Annotated in this window: 19 protein-coding genes; 13 read left to right on the top strand and 6 right to left on the bottom strand. The window is 72.6% G+C overall.

The annotated features are described in order from the left end of the window. Nucleotides 1-38 precede the first annotated feature (38 nt). Complete coding sequence (msrA, locus tag E4622_RS08295; RefSeq protein ID WP_134739752.1) at nucleotides 39-686, bottom strand: peptide-methionine (S)-S-oxide reductase MsrA; 648 nt, start codon at nucleotides 684-686, stop codon at nucleotides 39-41. Between the two features lie 70 nt (nucleotides 687-756). Beyond that, on the bottom strand, nucleotides 757-1056 hold the full coding sequence (locus E4622_RS08290; RefSeq protein WP_134739751.1) for an STAS domain-containing protein: 300 nt from the start codon (nucleotides 1054-1056) through the stop codon (nucleotides 757-759). A 203-nt stretch (nucleotides 1057-1259) separates the two neighbouring features. Here E4622_RS08290 and E4622_RS08285 point away from each other — a divergent pair, with 203 nt between their 5' ends. The 4 genes from E4622_RS08285 to ilvA are packed head-to-tail and all read left to right on the top strand — an operon-like array spanning nucleotide 1260 to nucleotide 6391. Then, nucleotides 1260-2420 (top strand): cystathionine gamma-synthase, encoded by a 1161-nt coding sequence (locus E4622_RS08285; RefSeq protein ID WP_134740733.1) that lies wholly within the window; start codon nucleotides 1260-1262, stop codon nucleotides 2418-2420. Continuing rightward, nucleotides 2407-3804, top strand: a complete 1398-nt coding sequence (locus E4622_RS08280; protein WP_134739750.1) for a glutamate mutase L — start codon at nucleotides 2407-2409, stop codon at nucleotides 3802-3804. The genes E4622_RS08285 and E4622_RS08280 overlap by 14 nt, the downstream gene beginning before the upstream one ends. Nucleotides 3805-3813: 9 nt before the next feature. After that, the gene (locus E4622_RS08275) at nucleotides 3814-5193 is read left to right on the top strand and encodes an AI-2E family transporter (protein WP_245155947.1); all 1380 of its coding nucleotides are present in this window, start codon (nucleotides 3814-3816) and stop codon (nucleotides 5191-5193) included. Continuing rightward, on the top strand, nucleotides 5186-6391 hold the full coding sequence (gene ilvA / locus E4622_RS08270) for a threonine ammonia-lyase (protein ID WP_134739749.1): 1206 nt from the start codon (nucleotides 5186-5188) through the stop codon (nucleotides 6389-6391). Before E4622_RS08275 ends, ilvA begins: the two co-directional genes overlap by 8 nt. 16 nt (nucleotides 6392-6407) lie before the next feature. Here ilvA and greA read toward each other — a convergent pair whose 3' ends face one another. Continuing rightward, on the bottom strand, nucleotides 6408-6911 hold the full coding sequence (gene greA / locus E4622_RS08265) for a transcription elongation factor GreA (RefSeq protein ID WP_134739748.1): 504 nt from the start codon (nucleotides 6909-6911) through the stop codon (nucleotides 6408-6410). A 151-nt stretch (nucleotides 6912-7062) separates the two neighbouring features. Then, nucleotides 7063-7479, bottom strand: a complete 417-nt coding sequence (locus E4622_RS08260; protein WP_134739747.1) for a DUF4307 domain-containing protein — start codon at nucleotides 7477-7479, stop codon at nucleotides 7063-7065. Nucleotides 7480-7508: 29 nt separating this feature from the next. Between E4622_RS08260 and mca the strand changes: the two genes are divergently transcribed. From mca to E4622_RS08240, 4 genes are all read left to right on the top strand, one after another. Continuing rightward, nucleotides 7509-8405 carry a mycothiol conjugate amidase Mca gene (mca, locus tag E4622_RS08255; RefSeq protein ID WP_134739746.1) on the top strand — a complete coding sequence of 299 codons (897 nt, stop codon included), beginning with the start codon at nucleotides 7509-7511 and terminating at the stop codon, nucleotides 8403-8405. Between the two features lie 12 nt (nucleotides 8406-8417). Next, entirely contained in the window at nucleotides 8418-8657 is a 240-nt protein-coding gene (locus E4622_RS08250; RefSeq protein WP_134739745.1) for a hypothetical protein, read from the top strand. A 97-nt stretch (nucleotides 8658-8754) separates the two neighbouring features. Then, nucleotides 8755-10074 (top strand): serine/threonine-protein kinase, encoded by a 1320-nt coding sequence (locus E4622_RS08245; protein ID WP_134739744.1) that lies wholly within the window; start codon nucleotides 8755-8757, stop codon nucleotides 10072-10074. Beyond that, a complete protein-coding gene (locus E4622_RS08240) occupies nucleotides 10071-11870 on the top strand; it encodes a thiamine pyrophosphate-requiring protein (protein ID WP_134739743.1) in 1800 nt (599 codons plus the stop codon). The genes E4622_RS08245 and E4622_RS08240 overlap by 4 nt, the downstream gene beginning before the upstream one ends. A 16-nt stretch (nucleotides 11871-11886) precedes the next feature. Here E4622_RS08240 and E4622_RS08235 read toward each other — a convergent pair whose 3' ends face one another. Then, on the bottom strand, nucleotides 11887-12270 hold the full coding sequence (locus tag E4622_RS08235; RefSeq protein ID WP_134739742.1) for a thioredoxin family protein: 384 nt from the start codon (nucleotides 12268-12270) through the stop codon (nucleotides 11887-11889). Between the two features lie 49 nt (nucleotides 12271-12319). After that, nucleotides 12320-13051, bottom strand: a complete 732-nt coding sequence (locus E4622_RS08230) for a hemolysin III family protein (RefSeq protein WP_134739741.1) — start codon at nucleotides 13049-13051, stop codon at nucleotides 12320-12322. A 104-nt stretch (nucleotides 13052-13155) separates the two neighbouring features. On the opposite strand from E4622_RS08230, the gene E4622_RS08225 reads away from it, so the two are divergent. The 5 genes from E4622_RS08225 to E4622_RS08205 all read left to right on the top strand — a co-directional run bounded on the left by E4622_RS08225 (nucleotide 13156) and on the right by E4622_RS08205 (nucleotide 18310). Next, nucleotides 13156-13929, top strand: coding sequence for an isoprenyl transferase (locus E4622_RS08225; protein WP_134739740.1), 774 nt, complete (start codon nucleotides 13156-13158; stop codon nucleotides 13927-13929). 304 nt (nucleotides 13930-14233) lie between these two features. Further along, on the top strand, nucleotides 14234-15571 hold the full coding sequence (locus tag E4622_RS08220; protein ID WP_245155946.1) for a PhoH family protein: 1338 nt from the start codon (nucleotides 14234-14236) through the stop codon (nucleotides 15569-15571). A gap of 193 nt (nucleotides 15572-15764) precedes the next feature. Beyond that, nucleotides 15765-16478 carry a lytic transglycosylase domain-containing protein gene (locus tag E4622_RS08215; protein WP_134739738.1) on the top strand — a complete coding sequence of 238 codons (714 nt, stop codon included), beginning with the start codon at nucleotides 15765-15767 and terminating at the stop codon, nucleotides 16476-16478. Between the two features lie 16 nt (nucleotides 16479-16494). After that, a complete protein-coding gene (locus E4622_RS08210) occupies nucleotides 16495-16656 on the top strand; it encodes an LPXTG cell wall anchor domain-containing protein (protein ID WP_134739737.1) in 162 nt (53 codons plus the stop codon). 226 nt (nucleotides 16657-16882) lie between these two features. After that, nucleotides 16883-18310 (top strand): sugar porter family MFS transporter, encoded by a 1428-nt coding sequence (locus E4622_RS08205; protein WP_134739736.1) that lies wholly within the window; start codon nucleotides 16883-16885, stop codon nucleotides 18308-18310. Nucleotides 18311-18312: the final 2 nt, after the last annotated feature.

Here is an 18312-nt window from a genome sequence, read left to right as displayed (position 1 = left end):
GGACGGCCCGGGGTCCCCGCCGGTTCCTGCGGAGCGGGTCAGGCGGTCTGCGGGAACTTCACGCCGGTGTTGGCGTGGCAGCGGTAGCCATGAGGGTTCTTGGCGAGGTACTGCTGGTGCTGGTCCTCGGCGTAGTAGTACGTCGGGGCCTCTCGCACCTCGGTGGTGATCTCGCCGAGACCGCGGCGAGCCAGCTCGGCGCCGTAGACGTCGGTCAGCTCGCGCGCGACCTTCTCCTGCTCGGGAGAGGTGACGTAGAGGGCCGAGCGGTACTGCGTGCCGACGTCGTTGCCCTGGCGCATGCCCTGGGTGGGGTCGTGCACCTCGAAGAACGTCTTGACCAGGTCGGCGTAGGACACCCGGGCGGGGTCGAAGACGACCCGGACGGCCTCGGTGTGGGCGGTGCGGCCCGAGCAGACCTCCTCGTACGAAGGGTGCGGCGTGTGCCCGCCGGCGTAGCCGACGGAGGTCGACCAGACCCCGGGGGTCTTCCAGTAGATCTCCTCGGCGCCCCAGAAGCAGCCCAGGCCGAAGATGGCGACGTCGTAGCCGGCGGGGGCCTCGTCGGTGACGACGGGGGTGCCCAGGACCACGTGCTTGTCGGTGAGGTGGAAGTTGCGCTCGCTGCGACCGGGCAGGGCCTGGTCGGCGTCGATGAGCTCGGTCTTGGTGCGGGAGAAGAACACGGAGACTCCTATCGTCGGTTCCAGTCTCTCAACACCGCCAAGGGGTGGTTCGTTCCCGACGTGCGATGCCTCAGACGGGGGAGTCCTGGCACAGGACCGTCGCCAGGCCGAGCGGCTGCAGCAGCCGGGCCACCGACGGGTTGCCGCCGACGAGCACCAAGGTGCCTCCGGAGCCGTTGAGCCGCCGTCGCGTCCACATGAGCGCGCCGACGCCGGCGCAGTCCATGAAGGGGACGCGGCTGAGGTCCATGGTCACGTCGGCCGGGACGCCGATCGCCACCTGGTCGCGGACGGCGTCGCGGAGCCGGAGGGCGCCCTCGAGGTCGAGGTCGCCGGTGACGCTCATGGTGAGGGTCTCGCTGGTCCGCATGACTGCCTGCTTCCGCGCGGGGGTCGAAGCCCGCGCCAGGCTTCCCGGTACCCCGCACAACGACCGGGACGCGGCCCGGACACCGTCCGGGGCACAAATGACTCGAAGTGACTAGACCGGCGCCCGGAATGACCAGCCCCGACGGGGGCGATGACCGCCGCGACCGTCCTGAGTACGCTCGCTGAGTGAGCGAACAGCAGCACATGACAACTGAGCACATCAAGGGGCACGGCTTCGAGACGCGTGCGATCCACGCCGGCTACGAGCCCGACCCCACGACGGGCGCGGTGATCCCGCCGATCTACGCCACCTCGACCTACAAGCAGGACGGGGTCGGCGGTCTGCGCGGCGGCTACGAGTACAGCCGCTCGGCCAACCCCACCCGCACCGCGCTCGAGGGCGCGCTGGCCTCGCTGGAGGAGGGGGAGCGCGGCTTCGCGTTCGCCTCGGGCCTGGCCGCGGAGGACACGATCGTCCGCGCGCTGTGCCGTCCGGGCGACCACGTCGTCATCCCCGACGACGCCTACGGCGGCACCTACCGCCTCTTCGACAAGGTCGAGCAGGCGTGGGGGCTGGAGCACAGCCCGGCCGCGGTCTCCGACGTGGACGCGGTGCGGGCCGCGATCCGTCCCGGCAGGACCCGGCTGGTGTGGGTGGAGACCCCGACCAACCCGCTGCTCAACATCGGCGACATCGAGGCGCTGGCCGCGGTGGCCCACGACGCGGGCGCGCTGCTCGTGGTGGACAACACCTTCGCCTCGCCGTACCTCCAGCAGCCGCTCACCCTCGGCGCCGACGTGGTCGTCCACTCGACCACCAAGTACGTCGGCGGCCACTCCGACGTCGTCGGCGGCGCCGTGGTCGTGCGCGACCTCGAGACCGCGGAGGCGATCACCTTCCACCAGAACGCCATGGGCGCCGTGCCCGGTCCGTTCGACTCCTTCCTGACCCACCGCGGCCTCAAGACGCTCGGGGTCCGCATGGACCGCCACTGCGACAACGCCGAGCTGGTCGTCGACTTCCTCGGCAGGCACCCGGCCGTCGAGCAGGTCATCTACCCCGGCCTCGAGGAGCACCCCGGACACGCCGTCGCGAGCCGGCAGATGAAGCGCTACGGCGGCATGGTGTCATTCCGCGTCACCGGGGGCGAGGCCCAGGCGCTGGCCGTCTGCGAGCGCGCCGAGGTCTTCACCCTGGCCGAGTCGCTGGGCGGGATCGAGTCGCTCATCGAGCACCCCGGCCGCATGACCCACGCCAGCGTCGCGGGCACCGACCTCGAGGTGCCGGCGGACCTGGTGCGTCTCAGCGTCGGCATCGAGACCGCCGACGACCTGCTCGCCGACCTGGACCGTGCGCTCGGCTGACCCCTCGGTCGCGATCTGCGTCGACTTCGGCTCGACGTTCACCAAGGCCTCGCTGGTCGACCTCGACACGGCGCGCGTCGTGGCCGCGGCCGAGCACCCCACGACGGTCCCGGTCGACGGTCGCGGCGACGTCCTCGACGGGTACGACGCCTGCCTGGCCGCCCTGGTCGCGGCCGACCCGCGGGCCGAGGGCGCCGAGGTGCTGGCCTGCTCGAGCGCCGGCGGCGGGCTGCGGGTCGCGGTGGTCGGCAACGAGGAGCTGGTGACCGCCGAGGCCGGTCGCCGGGTCGCGCTCTCCAGCGGCGGCAAGGTGGTGGCGGTGCTGGCGGCTGCGGGTCGTGTGCCGGACCCTGCGCCCTACCGCGACCTGCGGCACACGACCCGTCCCGACGTCCTGCTCCTCACCGGAGGCACCGACGGCGGCAACAGCGAGGTGCTGCTGCAGGCCGCCCGCGACCTGGTGGCCAGCGGCTGGGACGGTCCGGTCGTGGTGGCCGGCAACGTCGAGGCCCAGGCGGAGGTGAGCGCGGTGCTCGGCGACGTCCCGCACGTGCTCGCCGACAACGTCGTCCCGACGATCGGCGTCCTCGCCCCCGACAGCGCGCGGGCGGCGATCCGCGAGATGTTCCTGGCGCACGTCATCGGGGGCAAGCACCTCAGCGCCCGCACCGACTTCGTCGCCATGGTGCGCGGCGCGACCCCCGACGTCGTGCTCACCGGCGTGGAGCTGCTGGCCGACGGCCTGGACGCCGAGCGCCCCGGCGCCGGTGACGTCGTCGTGGTCGACGTCGGCGGCGCCACGACCGACGTGCACTCGGTGGTCGACGTCGACCCGGAGGACGCCGGCCTGTCGCGCGAGGTCGTGGCCACGACCCGGGTGACGCGCACGGTCGAGGGCGACCTCGGGATGCGCTGGTCGGCGCTCAGCACCGCCGAAGCCGCCGCGCTCCCCGACCTCCTCGACGCGGCGCAGCGGCGCACCGCCGACCCGGGGTTCCTGCCGGTCACCGCCGCCGACCGGGACGACGACGAGGCCATCGCACGGGCCGCCGTCTCCCTGGCGCTGCGCCGCCACGCCGGCCGCTCCCGCGTCGTCGTCTCGCCCGAGGGCCGCGTGGTCGAGCGCTCCGGCAAGGACCTGCGCGAGGTGGACCTCGTGGTCGGCTCCGGCGGGGTGCTGCGCCACGGCCGCCAGGGCGTCAGCGGCCGCGTCTTCGAGGGCAGTGTCGGCGCCGACCTGGAGGGTGGTTGGCAGCTGCCGGAGCGGGCACTGGTGGTCGTGGACTCGGCCTACGTGCTGGCGGCCGTGGGGCTGCTGGCCCCCGACCACCCGGAGGCGGCCCACCGGCTCGCCCGCCGTCTGCTGGACTCCGACCGAGAATAGGGTGACCGCGTGAGCAACGACCACGAGCCGCAGGCGGGCGTGCCCGACGACGAGACCTCGCCCGCCGCACCGGCCGGGTCCCGGCTCCGCCGCCCCCTGCGTCGCTCGCGGGCCCAGAGCGAGGCCCAGAGCGACGCCGAGGCGCGCGCCCACGAGGAGCGGATCACCCAGCGCCTGGCCCAGCAGTGGGCCCAGATGCGTGGCGAGCGTCGTAGCACCGAGCCGGAGCCCATCGTCGCGGGGCCCTCGAACTTCAGCCGCGCCCAGGTGCCCTGGGGCCTCGACCTCGCCGCCGCCTGGGGCTGGCGCTTCCTGGTGATCGTCGCGGCCGGGCTGGTGCTTGTGAAGACGATCGCGTTCTTCTCGGTCATCGTCCTCCCGGCCGCGGTCGCGCTCCTGATCACGGCGCTGGTGGCGCCGCTCGTCGGGTGGATCGACCGGCGCGGCTTCCCGCGCGGCCTGGCCTCGATCCTCGTCGTGCTGGGCGGTCTCGGCCTCGTCGCGCTGCTGCTGACCTTCGCGGGCCAGCAGGTCGCCAACGGCGCCAACGACCTCGCCGACTCCACCGTGGAGGGCCTGGACAAGATCCGCACCTGGCTCAAGGACGGCCCGCTCAACGCCTCCGACTCCCAGATCAACGACTGGATCGGCCAGGCCCAGGACGCCATCACCAACCGCACCGAGAACGGCGAGGTGCTCAGCCAGGTCACCTCGGTCGGCTCGACGCTGGGGCACCTGTTCGCCGGCTTCTTCATCGTGCTCTTCTCGACCTACTTCTTCCTCGCCGACGGCGCCCGCATCTGGGCGTGGTTCGTCCGGCTGGCGCCGCGCGCGGCCCGCCAGCACGTCGACGGCTCGGGCCGGGTCGCCTGGATCTCGCTCACGCAGTTCGTCCGGGCCACCGTCCTGGTCGCACTGGTCGACGCGGTCGGCATCATGATCGGCGCCGCCGTGCTCAACGTGCCGTTCGTGCTGGCGATCGGCGTGCTGGTGTTCCTGGGCGCGTTCGTCCCGCTGGTCGGAGCCTCGGTCGCCGGCGCGGTCGCGGTCCTGGTGGCGCTGGTCGACCAGGGGCCGATCACCGCCCTGCTCATGCTCGCCGTGGTGATCGGGGTCCAGCAGATCGAGGGCCACATCCTGCAGCCGTTCCTGATGGGTCGGTGGGTCTCGGTCCACCCGCTCGGCGTGATCTTCGCCCTCGGGGCCGGCGTCATCGTCGGCGGCGTGGCCGGCGCGCTCGTGGCCGTGCCGCTGGCCGCCGCCGGCAACGCGGTCGTGCAGCACCTGGCCTCCAACACCCGCGTCGGCGACGACCCGGTGGAGGAGCTGCAGGAGGACTACGAGGAGACGGGGGCCACGGTCGACGTGGAGGACGCGCGCGATGAGTGAGGTCACGCTCGCCGACGTCGAGGCCGCCCGCGAGGTGCTCACCGGAGTCTCGATCGAGACGCCGATGGAGGAGTCGCGCTGGCTCTCGGCACTCGTCGGCGGGCCGGTCTCGCTCAAGTGCGAGAACCTCCAGCGCACCGGGTCGTTCAAGGCCCGCGGCGCCTACGTCCGGATCGCGCGGCTCTCGGCCGAGGAGCGCGCCCGCGGGGTGGTCGCCGCGTCCGCCGGCAACCACGCCCAGGGCGTCGCGCTGGCCGCGCAGCTGCTGGGCATCCGCTCCACCGTGTTCATGCCCGAGGGCGCGCCCATCCCCAAGGAGAAGGCGACCCGGGGCTACGGCGCCGAGGTGGTCTTCGAGGGCCGCTACCTCGAGGACGCGCTGGTCGCGGCCCGCCGGTTCGAGGCCGAGACCGGGGCGGTGCTGATCCACCCCTTCGACCACGCCGACATCGTCGCCGGCCAGGGCACCTGCGGCCTGGAGATCCTGGAGCAGGCCCCCGAGGTCGAGACCGTCCTGGTGCCCACCGGCGGCGGTGGCCTGCTCGCCGGCATCGCGGTCGCGGTCAAGGCGCTGCGCCCCGACGTGCGGGTCGTCGGCGTCCAGGCGGCCGGCGCGGCGGCGTACCCCGACTCGCTGCGGCAGGGCCGCCCCGTCGCGCTGGAGTCCATGAAGACGATGGCCGACGGGATCGCGGTCGGGCTGCCGGGCGACATCACCTTCGCCGCCGTCCGCGACCACGTGGACGAGATCGTCACCGTCTCCGAGGAGTCGATGTCACGCGCCCTCCTGGCGCTCGTGGAGCGGGCCAAGATGGTCGTCGAGCCGGCCGGCGGCGCCGCCGTGGCCGCGCTGCTGGACCAGCCGACGGCGTTCCGGACGCCGGCCGTCGCGGTGCTGTCCGGCGGCAACATCGACCCGCTGCTGCTGGGCAAGGTGATCCGCCACGGCATGGCCGCGGCCGGTCGCTACCTCAACCTGCACGTCAACATCCCCGACACCCCGGGCGGGCTGGCGCGCCTGCTCGCGGAGGTCGGCGACGCCGGCGCCAACGTGCTGGAGGTCGTGCACGAGCGGATCTCGCCGTCGCTGCACCTCGACGAGGTCGAGGTCCACCTCCAGCTGGAGACCCGTGGCGAGCCGCACGCGGAGCGGGTCCTCACCCGCCTGCGCGGCTGCGGCTACCGGGTCGTGTCGTAGCGGCCCTGGCCAGCGGCTAGGAGCCGGTGTAGGGCTTCGCGTCGACGATGACGACCTCGAGCTGCTTGCCGTTGGGCGCCTCGTAGGAGACGGTCTCGCCGGTCTTGTGGCCGTTGATGGCCGAGCCCAGGGGCGACTGCGGCGAGTAGGCGGTCAGGCCCTCGGGCTCGATCTCACGCGCGCCCAGCAGGAACGTCTCGGTCTCGTCCTCGGAGTCGCCGACGAAGCGGTAGGTCACGACCATGCCGGGCTCCACGATGCCGTCGTCGGGAGGGGTCTCGCCGACCTCGGCGCGCCGCAGCATGTCCTCGAGCTGACGGATGCGGCCCTCGAGCTTTCCCTGCTCCTCGCGGGCGGCGTGGTAGCCGCCGTTCTCCTTGAGGTCGCCCTCGTCGCGCGCGGCGCTGATCTTGGCGATGACCTCCTCGCGCACGGGCCCCTTGAGCTCGGCCAGCTCGGCCGTCAGCTTGTCGAAGGCGTCCTGGGTGAGCCAGATCGTGCCCTGGGTCTGCTGCGTCATGGGGGTACTCCTGTGTTGCTGCGATGGGGATCGAGGGCCGGGTACGACAAGGCCCTCGGGCCGGTCGTCGGCGTCGCGGGCCTGTCGGCCCAGCGGGACGGTCAGTCGGGTGAAGTATACAAACAGCCGGCCGAAACGACGTTTCCGCAGGTCAGCGGGGCCGCGCCTGGCCCTCGGCGGTGCAGCCGACCGACTCCACCGAGGTGGCCCGCCGCTCGGTGCGGATCGTCTCCTCGACGCGGTCCTGGGAGTCCGGCTCGGGGGTGAAGGACAGCTCGCCCACCACCGTGTGGTCCTCGGCGAAGGCGCGCAGCAGGCAGGTCGCCTCCACGTCGTCGTCGGCCAGCTGGACCTGCACGCGGGCGACGACCTCGTGCTCGTCGACGACCTCGAAGCTGAGCAGCTCGGAGTCGACCGGGGGAGCGGCGTGCACCAGGACGGTCCACACGAGCCAGCCCAGGAAGGCCGCGACCACCGCGACGCAGGCCGTGACGAGGACGCGGCGCCGCCAGGGGGCGGGTGTGCCGTAGCGGTCGGCGGGGACCGTCGGGGCGGGCGGCGAGGTCACCGGTCCAGGGTGACACCTACGATGGAGCCATGCCGCAGCACCCTCCGAGCGGGCCCCGCGCGGGCCTGCGCCTGATGCACGTGCACGCCCACCCCGACGACGAGTCGAGCAAGGGTGCCGCGTCCACCGCCAAGTACGTCGCCGAGGGGGTCGACGTGCACATCGTCACCTGCACCGGCGGCGAGAGGGGCTCGATCCTCAACCCCAAGATGGACCGCCCCGACATCCTCGAGAACATGACCGAGGTGCGCCGTCAGGAGATGGAGCGGGCCCGCGACATCCTCGGGGTGAGCCAGGACTGGCTCGGCTTCGTCGACTCCGGCTGGCCCGAGGGCGACCCCAAGCCGCCGCTGCCCGAGGGCTGCTTCGCGCTGGTGCCGCTCGAGGAGGCGACCGAGCGCCTCGTGCGGCTGGTCCGGTCCTTCCGCCCGCACGTGCTGACGACGTACGACGAGCGGGGCGGCTACCCGCACCCCGACCACATCCGCTGCCACGAGGTGAGCGTCGCGGCGTTCGAGGCCGCCGGCGACCCCGAGCGGTTCCCCGACGCGGGCGCGCCCTGGCAGCCGCTGAAGCTCTACTACCACCACTCGTTCAACCGCGAGCGCATGCAGAAGCTGCACGACGCGATGCTCGAGCACGGGCTGGAGTCGCCCTGGGCCGAGCGCCTCGCGGAGTGGAAGCCCGAGCCCGAGTGGGACGCCCGGGTCACCACCAAGGTGCCGTGCGCGGAGTACTTCGGGGTCCGCGACCAGGCGCTGCTGGCCCACGCCACGCAGATCGACCCCGACGGCTTCTGGTTCGCCGTGCCGCGCGAGCTGCAGGAGCGGGTCTGGCCCACCGAGGACTTCGAGCTCGTCGTGAGCCACGTCGCCTCCTCGCTGTCTGAGGACGACCTGTTCGCCGCCATCGACCTCACCTCCTGAGAGACTGTGCCCATGGACTTCGTGCTGCTCCTCCTCCCGCTCGTGGAGCAGGGACCCGACGACGAGGACGTCGTCGCCGGGTGGACCGCGTTCGGCATCTTCGGCCTGCTCATCCTCGCGGTCGTGCTCCTCGGCTTCAGCCTCACCAAGCACCTCAAGCGCGCGGACCGGTCGGCGGCGGAGGGCCGTTACGACCCCTCCACGCGCAAGTCGGCGCCGCGCCAGTCGCCGCCCCAGTCGCCGGCCCCCTGACAGCGGCGCCCTGACAGCGGCCGCCTGACCGACGCGGCGCCCCCGACGTGAGGCTTCGCCCGCGTTTCCGCTGCGGCCCGGAGGGCACCGGGTCCCGATGACGACCGACCAGCACCCGCACGACCCGGAGCCCACCCAGGCGGTGGACATGGCCGGGCTCCTCGGCGACCACAGCCCGGCGGCGTCCTCGCGCCCCCCGGCCCGCCTGCTCGGCGGGCGCTACGAGCTCGGCGCGGTCCTCGGGCGCGGCGGCGTCGCGGACGTCCACCGGGCCACCGACACGTTGCTGAGCCGCGAGGTCGCGGTCAAGCGGCTGCGCGAGGCGACGCCGTCGGATGCCGACCGGGCGCGCTTCACCGCCGAGGCCCGCACCCTCGCCGTGCTCTCGCACCCCGGGCTGGTCACCCTGCTCGACGCCGGCGAGTCCGAGGAGCGTCCCTACCTCGTCCTGGAGCTCGTCGAGGGCTCGACCCTGGCCGGGCTGCTCGCGCGCGGGCCGCTGCCGGACCCCGAGGAGGCGGCGCGGCTGCTCGGCACGGTGGCGGGCGCGCTCGCCTACGCCCACGACGCCGGAGTCGTCCACCGCGACGTCAAGCCCGGCAACGTGCTGCTCGGCGACGACGGACGGGTCAAGCTCGCCGACTTCGGCATCGCGCGGATCGTCGGCGACACCGTCCGCCACACGATGACCGGGACGACCGTCGGGACCGTCGGCTACCTCGCGCCGGAGCAGGTCAGCGGCGCCGAGATCACCCCCGCCGTCGACGTCTACGCCCTCGGCCTGGTCCTGCTCGAGGCGGTCACGGGGGAGAAGGCGTTCACCGGGTCCACCGCGGAGGCCGCCGTCGCGCGCCTCGCCCGCGACCCGCACGTGCCCGACACGGTGTCGGCCCCGCTGGCCGACCTGGTCCGGGCGATGACCGCCCGCGACCCCGCGGCGCGCCCGTCCGCGGCGGTCGTCGCCGAGCGGCTGGCGGTCGTCGCCGACGGTGACCCGACCACGCTCACCCCGCTGGTGGCTCGCCCCCGACGCCGGCCACGTCCGGTGCTGCTCGCGGCCGCCGCCGCGGTCGCGCTCGCCGTCGCCCTCGGTGGCGCCGGCCTGCTCGGCGGCGGATCCCCGAGCGAGGCCGACAAGCCGCCCGCGCCGGCCGCTACGTCGTCCGGTGCCGCCCCGTCCGCCCGCGCGACGCCCGCGAGCGTGCGCCGTACGCCGGAGGTGTCGGTGACGGTCACGAAGACCGCGCAGCAGGCGAAGCCGTCCAGGGCGAAGTCGGCGGTGCCCCGGCACGCCGGGCCGAAGGGGCCGGGGCCGAAGGTCAAGGGCGGCAGGGGCAAGGGACCGAAGGGCCACGGCGGCAAGGGCAAGGGCAAGGGGCCGAAGGGCCACGGCGGCAAGGGCAAGGGGAAGCGATGACCGGGGAGCCGCGCCTGGTGGCGGACGTCGTGGTCGAGCGCCTGCGGGCGTGGGGCGTCTCGCGGATCTTCGGCTACTCCGGCGACGGCATCAACGGCTTCATGGGCGCCCTGCGCCGAGCCGGGGGCGACCCCGTGCTGGTCCAGGCGCGCCACGAGGAGAACGCCGCGCTGATGGCCGTCGGGCACGCCAAGTACACCGGCGAGGTCGGTGTCATGACGAGCACCCAGGGTCCGGGCGCGGTGCACCTGCTCAACGGTCTCTACGACGCCAAGCTCGACCACGTGCCGGTCGTGGCGCTGGTGGGGCAGCAGGAGACGACGGTGCTGGGCTCGGAGTACCAGCAGGAGATCGACCTGCAGAGCCTCTTCAAGGACGTGGCCGCGCAGTTCCTGCAGACGGCGCTCGCGCCCGAGCAGGTGCCGATGCTGCTCGACCGCGCGTTCCGCACCGCGCTGGCGACGCGCTCGCCGTGCGTGGTGGTCCTGCCCCACGACGTGCAGCAGGAGGAGGCGGCCGACCTCGAGCAGGAGCACGGGATCGTGGTGACCGCGCCCGAGTGGCGACGCCCGCACGTCGTGCCGCGCGCCGGGGACCTCCAGCGTGCCGCCGACGTCCTCAACGCCGGCGAGCGAGTCGCGCTGCTGGTGGGCCAGGGGATCCGGGAGGCCGGCGAGGAGGTGCGCGCGGTCGCCGACCGGCTCGGCGCCGGTGTCACGACCAGCCTGCTGGGCAAGCCATGGTGGGACGAGTCGCTCGCCCACTCGTGCGGGGTCATGGGCCACCTCGGGACGTCGGCCTCGGCCTACCTGATGGAGCACTGCGACACCCTGCTGGTCGTCGGGAGCAACGACCCGTGGACGGAGTTCTACCCCGCCCCCGGGCAGGCGCGGGCCGTGCAGGTCGACCTCGACGGTCGCCACCTCGGCAACCGCTACCCGGTCGAGGTGGGCCTGACCGGCGACGCCGCCGACACCCTGGCCGCGCTGCTGCCGCTGCTGCGCGAGCGCGAGGACACCTCCTGGCGCAGCGACGTCGAGGAGCAGGTGCGCGCCTGGCACCAGCTGGCCGAGGAGCGCTCCCGGCTGGAGGCGCGCCCGCTCAACCCCGAGCTGGTCGTGCGCTCGCTGAGCCCCCTGCTGCCGTCCGACGCGATGGTCAGCGTCGACGTCGGCTCGATCGTCTACTGGTACGCCCGGCACCTGCGGCTGCCCCCCGGCGTACCCGCCCACCTGTCGTCCACGCTCGCGAGCATGGGCTCGGCCCTGCCCTACGGCATCGCCGCCAAGCTGTCGGCGCCGGACCGCCCCGTCGTGGCGCTGGCCGGTGACGGCGCCATGCAGATGAACGGCGTCGCCGAGCTGATCACCGTCTCCCACCGGTGGCGCGAGTGGGCCGACCCGCGCTTCGTCGTGCTGGTGCTGCACAACCGCGAGCTCGCCGAGGTGACCTGGGAGCAGCGCGAGACCGAGGGCGACCCGCGCTTCGAGGACAGCCAGAGCCTGCCGGCCTTCCCCTACGCCGGCTACGCCGAGCTGCTCGGCATGCGCGGGATCCTCGTCGACTCACCCGACCAGGTCACCGACGCCTGGACCGAGGCGCTGGCCGCGGACCGACCGGTGGTCATCGAGGCGCTCACGGATCCCGACGTGCCGCTGCTGCCGCCGTTCCCCGGTGGCCGCGAGAAGCTGGACAGCTTCCGGCGGGGTCTCGAGCAGGAGGGCGCGTCCGGGGAGCACGCGCGGGCCCTGCTCGACGAGCAGGTGCGCCAGGAGGAGCGGCTCTCCGGAGCGTGAGCCCCGAGGCTGACGGTCAGCCCTGGGCCTGGTCCGGCTGGTCGGCGGCCTCGGCGATCTGGCGGCGTACGTCCTCCATGTCGAGGCCCTTGACCCCGGTGATGACCTGCTCCAGCGCCTGCGGCGGCAACGCGCCGGGCTGGGCGAAGACCAGGATGCCCTCGCGGAAGGCCATCAGCGTCGGGATCGACGAGATCCCGGCGGCCGAGGCGAGCTCGCGCTGCTCCTCGGTGTTGATGGAGCCGAACGTGACGTCCGGGTGGGCCTCGGAGGCCTTCTCGTAGGTGGGGGCGAACTGCTGGCACGGTCCGCACCAGCTCGCCCAGAAGTCGACGAGCAGGATGTCGTCGTCCTGCACGTGGGAGGTGAAGTTGTCGGTGGTCAGCTCGATGGTGGCCATCGCTCCAGCGTACGAGGTGCGGGGTAGGACCCCCGGCGACGTCGGAGGGTCAGCGCAGCGAGTACGTCGCGATGGAGACGCTGACGTAGTGGCTGACGAAGGCCAGGATCGTGAAGGCGTGGAAGACCTCGTGGAAGCCGAACCACTGCGGCCACGGGTCCGGCTTCTTGAAGCCGTAGACCACCCCGCCGACGGTGTAGAGCAGGCCGCCGACCGCGACCAGCACCAGCACGGCCGTGCCGACGCCGGTGCCCAGCCGGGTGGAGGCGCCGTCGATGAAGCCGGGGATGAAGAACACCGCGGCCCAGCCCAGGCCGATGTAGAGCGGGGTGTAGAGCCAGCGCGGTGCGCCGATCCAGAACACCCGGAACAGCACGCCGAGGATCGCGCAGACCCAGACCGTCGTGAGCAGCACGACCCGCTGGGTGCCCTCGAGCAGCATCAGCGTCAGCGGCGTGTAGGAGCCCGCGATGAGGACGAAGATGTTGGCGTGGTCGAAGCGCCGCAGCGCCGCCCAGACCGGCGGCGACCACGTGCGGGTGTGGTAGAGCGCGGAGACGCCGAAGAGCAGCAGCGCGCTGAACGCGAAGACGGCCGAGCCCCATCGGGTGGTGGCGTCGGGGGAGAGGACGATCAGCACGATGCCGCCGGCGAGGGCCAGCGGCGTCAGGGCCAGGTGCATCCAGCCACGCAGCTTCGGCTTCACCTCGGCCAAGTGGTCATTGATGGACTCCAGGCCCGATCGCACTGCCTCGTTGGCGTGGTCGAGGGCGGGGTTCATGAGCAGACGGTACCCATTGGGACCGAACGTGTGCTGACGACGCGGTGAATGTCACCCGGTCGCGGGAGGCGCGGGTGAGTGCTCTCACCCCCTACCATCGAGACATGGCGGACTGGAAGGGTGGGCTGCGACGGGTCCTGTACCCGGCGTACGAGTCCCGCCTCCTGCGCCGCCTGCCTGACAACCTCCCGCAGCACGTCGGCGTCATGCTCGACGGCAACCGGCGCTGGGCCAAGGCGGTCGGGCGCGACACCGCCCACGGGCACCGGGCCGGCGCGGCCAACATCGAGCCGCTGCTGGGCTGGTGCGACGAGGTCGGCATCCAGGTCGTCACCCTGTGGCTGCTCTCGACCGACAACCTCAACCGTCCCGAGGCCGAGCTCGAGCCGCTGCTGGAGATCATCGAGGAGGCCGTCGACTCCCTCGCCGACCAGCGGCGGTGGCGGCTGCACCCGGTGGGCGCGCTCGACCTGCTGCCGGCCCGCACCGCCGAGCGGCTCAAGGCCGCCGCGGAGGCCACCAGCGACGTCGACGGGATGCTGGTCAACGTGGCGGTCGGCTACGGCGGCCGGCGCGAGATCGCCGACGCCGTACGGTCCCTGCTCCTGGAGCACGCCGCCAAGGGCACCACCCTCGAGGAGCTGGCGACGATCATCGACGTCGAGCACATCTCCGACCACCTCTACACCAAGGGCCAGCCCGATCCCGACCTGGTGATCCGCACCTCCGGCGAGCAGCGGCTGGGCGGCTTCCTGCTGTGGCAGAGCGCGAAGTCGGAGTTCTACTTCTGCGAGGCGTACTGGCCGGAGTTCCGGCGGGTGGACTTCCTCCGCGCGATCCGCGCCTACGCCCTGCGCGAGCGCCGCTTCGGCTCCTGAGCGCGCGCACGACCGTCACGCACTCGTAACCCACGCTTCACCCCTGCGGGCGGGCGTGTCGCCACGGCTGGACGTCTTCGAGGCGTAATTTCGACAGCACGGTGAGTGGGGAAGCTCACCGCATCGGAGGCCCGTTCGTGACACCACACGACCAGCTCGCTGGGACGAGGAGGCAGGCTCCCGCCTGCCGTCCGCCCCGGTCGATCGGATGCCGGCACTCCGGCGTTCGGGTCACCCTCCGGTCCATCAGCGTCGACTAGGGCCGGGGCGACGAGTGCGCGCGCCGACCCGTGAGGGGTATCCCGTGCCGCAGGCTCCGCAGTCCCACCGCTCCACCCCCACCACCACGCACCGCACCTACGTCCTGGACACCAGCGTGCTGCTGGCGGACCCGGGGGCCCTGCGCAGGTTCGACGAGCACGAGGTCGTGCTGCCGGTCGTCGTGATCACCGAGCTCGAGGGGAAGCGGCACCACCCCGAGCTGGGCTTCTTCGCGCGGTCGGCGCTGCGGATGCTCGACGAGCTGCGCACCACCCACGGCCGCCTCGACGAGCCGGTGCCGGTCGGCGAGCTCGGCGGCACGATCCGGGTCGAGCTCAACCACACCGACCCCAACGCGCTGCCGTCCGGCTTCCGGCTGGGCGACAACGACACCCGGATCCTCGCGGTGGCGCGCAACCTCGCCGACGAGGGCCACGACGTCACGCTGGTCTCCAAGGACCTGCCGCTGCGCATCAAGGCCTCGGCGGTCGGGCTCGACGCGCAGGAGTACCGCGCCGACGCCGTCCACGACTCCGACACGGGCTACTCCGGGATGGCCGAGCTCGAGGTCGAGGCCGCCGTGCTCGACGAGCTCTACGACGACGGCGTGATCGACCTCGACGCCGCCCGCGACCTGCCCTGCCACCAGGGGCTGGTGCTGCTCTCCGACCGCGGCACCGCGCTGGGCCGGGTCGGCCCGGACAAGCAGGTGCACCTGGTGCGCGGCGACCGCGAGGCGTTCGGCATCCACGGGCGCAGCGCCGAGCAGCGGGTCGCCCTCGAGCTGCTGCTGGACCCCGAGGTCGGCATCGTGTCGCTCGGCGGGCGCGCCGGCACCGGCAAGTCGGCGATGGCGCTGTGCGCCGGGCTCGAGGCCGTGCTCGAGCGCGGGCACCACAAGAAGGTCGTGGTGTTCCGGCCGCTCTTCGCCGTGGGCGGCCAGGAGCTCGGCTACCTCCCCGGCTCGGAGTCGGAGAAGATGTCGCCCTGGGGCCAGGCGGTCTTCGACACGCTCGGCGCCATGACCTCCAAGGACGTCATCGACGAGATCCTGGACCGCGGCATGCTGGAGGTGCTGCCGCTGACCCACATCCGCGGCCGCTCGCTGCACGACGCGTTCGTCATCGTCGACGAGGCGCAGTCGCTGGAGGCAAACGTGCTGCTGACGGTGCTCTCCCGCATCGGGGCCAACTCCAAGGTGGTGCTCACCCACGACGTCGCCCAGCGCGACAACCTGCGCGTGGGCCGCCACGACGGGGTCGTGGCGGTCATCGACAAGCTCAAGGGCCACCCGCTCTTCGCCCACGTCACGCTCACGCGCTCGGAGCGCTCGCCCATCGCGGCGCTGGTGACCGAGATGCTGGAGAACGTCACGCTCTGAGTGACCAGCGTGGCTCATGGGGCTTGTGTGACCCATGGGCCATGCTGTGGCACGTCTCTCGTCAAGTTTTCACCCATTCGGGCCGGTTACGTTTGCATGGGTCCCACCCGTCGGGCAGGGTGGCTCGAGATCATCTCGTGACCTACCGGCGCGTGATCACCTTCCGTGTCGTCTACCTCAGGACATCTCCTCTGTGTCGAAGCACGCCAAGCCCGTCCCCAAGCACCGTGCCCCTGTCGAGCGACCCGCTCTCGTGGCAGCGCCGCGCAAGGCGCTGCGCACCACGATGATCCTGTCGTCGGTGGCCGTCGCCGTGACCGGTGTGTCCGTCTCCACCGGCCTGCTCGGCCAGGCCCCGGCCGTCTCCGCCGCCGGCGACGTCGCCGGGGCGGCCGACGTCGCGACGACGTCGTCCGGGTCGTCCTCCGCGCCCGCTGCGACCAAGCGCGAGGCCGCACCCACCAGCTCCCTGGGCGCCGGCGACCTCGGCGGCCGCACGGAGGCGGTGTCGCGCTCCTCGCGCCGTCAGGCCCTCAACAACGTCAAGTCCGCCTCGGTGCTGCAGACCCGCGTGTCGGCGATGACGCGGACCGAGGACATGTCGGACGAGGACCCGCGCTCGATCGGCGCCGCGCTGCTCGCCGAGTTCGGCTTCGGGCAGGACCAGTTCGGCTGCCTGGACTCGCTGTGGACCCGCGAGTCCGGCTGGAACGTCAGCGCCGACAACCCCTCCTCCTCGGCCTACGGGATCCCGCAGTCGCTGCCCGGCTCCAAGATGGCCTCGGTCGGCCCCGACTGGGAGACCAACCCGGTGACGCAGATCCGCTGGGGCCTGGGCTACATCCATGACCGCTACGGCAGCCCGTGCGGCGCCTGGGGCCACTCCGAGTCCCACGGCTGGTACTGAGCCACCCGGGCTCGCGGTGCTGTTCGTGGGTGCGCTGCTGCTGACGAACAGCAACGAGACCGAATGGTTCGGCCTGATGGGAGTGCTGCTCCTGGGGGCGGCCGGTTACCTGCTGCTCGGCGGGATCGCCCGGGGGCTGCAGCTCGCCCGCAGCCTGGAGCGACCCGACCCGGGGTGACCCGCAGCCCACGGGTCGATCGCGTCCCATGAGTCACACCGACGTCGAGAAACTGGCGCTTCCGGTACGAAGCTTCGTACTGGAAGCGTGAGTTTCACCGGGTACCCGGTGAAACTCCTCGGCTCCGTGCGCCGCGGCTGACGCGCGCCACCGGCCTCCGCGACGACATCGCGTCCGATGAAGGGGCGATTCGGGTACCTACGGCCCGAACCCCTAAGGAGACCTGATGACGGACGTGCAACCTCGCAAGGACCGCGTGACCGACGCGGGGGAGAAGCAGCTGACCGGCTCGATGCTGGCCGCCGCGATGGTCTCGGCCGTGGCCGGCCTGCTCTACGGCTACGACACCGGCATCATCTCCGGGGCGCTGCTCCAGATCTCCGAGGAGTTCGACATCGGCAGCGGCATGGAGCAGACCATCGCCGCCGCGATCCTGCTCGGGGCCGTGCTCGGCGCGCTGTCGTGCAGCTTCCTGTCCGAGCGTCTGGGCCGCAAGGGCACGATCCTGGTCGTCTGCTCGCTGTTCGTCCTGGGCTCGCTCGCGTGCAGCCTCGCCCCGAGCCCCTGGCTGCTGGTGCTGGGCCGCGTGGTGCTCGGGTTCGCCGTGGGCGGGGCGACCCAGACCGTCCCCATGTACGTCGCCGAGCTGGCGCCGCCCAAGCTGCGCGGGCGCCTCGTGCTGGCCTTCCAGCTCGCGATCGGCGTGGGCATCGTGATCTCGACGATCGTCGGGGCCACCGAGGCGGTGTCGTGGCGGATCTCGATCGCCGCGGCGGCCGTACCGCCCCTGATCATGCTGGCCGCGGTCGTGCGGCTCCCCGAGAGCCCGCGCTGGCTGGTCAAGCGCGACCGGACCGACGACGCCCGCGACGTGCTGCGCCGGGTGCGCCCCGACGGTCACGACGTGGACCCCGAGCTCGAGGCGATCGTCGAGCTCGAGGAGCGCAAGCAGGAGACCCGCAGCCGCGATCGAGGCTGGTCCGGGCTGCGCCGGCCGTGGGTGCGTCCCGCGCTGCTGGTGGGCTGCGGCGTCGCGATCTTCACGCAGCTGAGCGGGATCGAGATGATCATCTACTACTCGCCGACCATCCTGACCGACAACGGCTTCTCGACGAGCACGGCGCTGCGCGTCAGCGTGGGCCTCGGTGTGACCTACCTCGTCATGCAGGTCATCGGTCTGAGCATCGTCGACCGCGTCGGGCGTCGCCGGCTGACGCTGGTGATGGTGCCCGGAGCAGCCGTGAGCCTGGTGGTCCTGGGGGCGTTCTTCGTCACCGACCACGCCGGGCCCGACCAGGTGCCCTTCATCATCGCCACGCTCATCGTGTTCATGGCGTTCAACGCCGGCGGCCTGCAGCTGATGGGCTGGCTCACCGGCTCGGAGATCTACCCGCTGGCCGTCCGCAGCGCCGGCACCAGCGTGCAGTCGGCCTCGCTGTGGGCCACCAACCTGCTGATCACGCTGACCCTGCTGACGATGATCAACACCTTCGGGGTGGGCCAGACGTTCTGGATCTACGCCGCCTTCAACGTGGCGGCGTTCCTGTTCGTGCTGCGCTTCCTGCCCGAGCTCACCGGCCACAGCCTGGAGGACATCGAGCGTCAGCTCGAGAAGGGGAAGTTCACGCCGCGCGACTTCGAGCGGGCGAGCTGACG

The sequence above is a fragment of the Nocardioides sp. 503 genome, assembly GCF_004522095.1.
Taxonomy (GTDB): domain Bacteria; phylum Actinomycetota; class Actinomycetes; order Propionibacteriales; family Nocardioidaceae; genus Nocardioides.
This window is presented reverse-complemented; position numbering and strand designations above follow the sequence as displayed.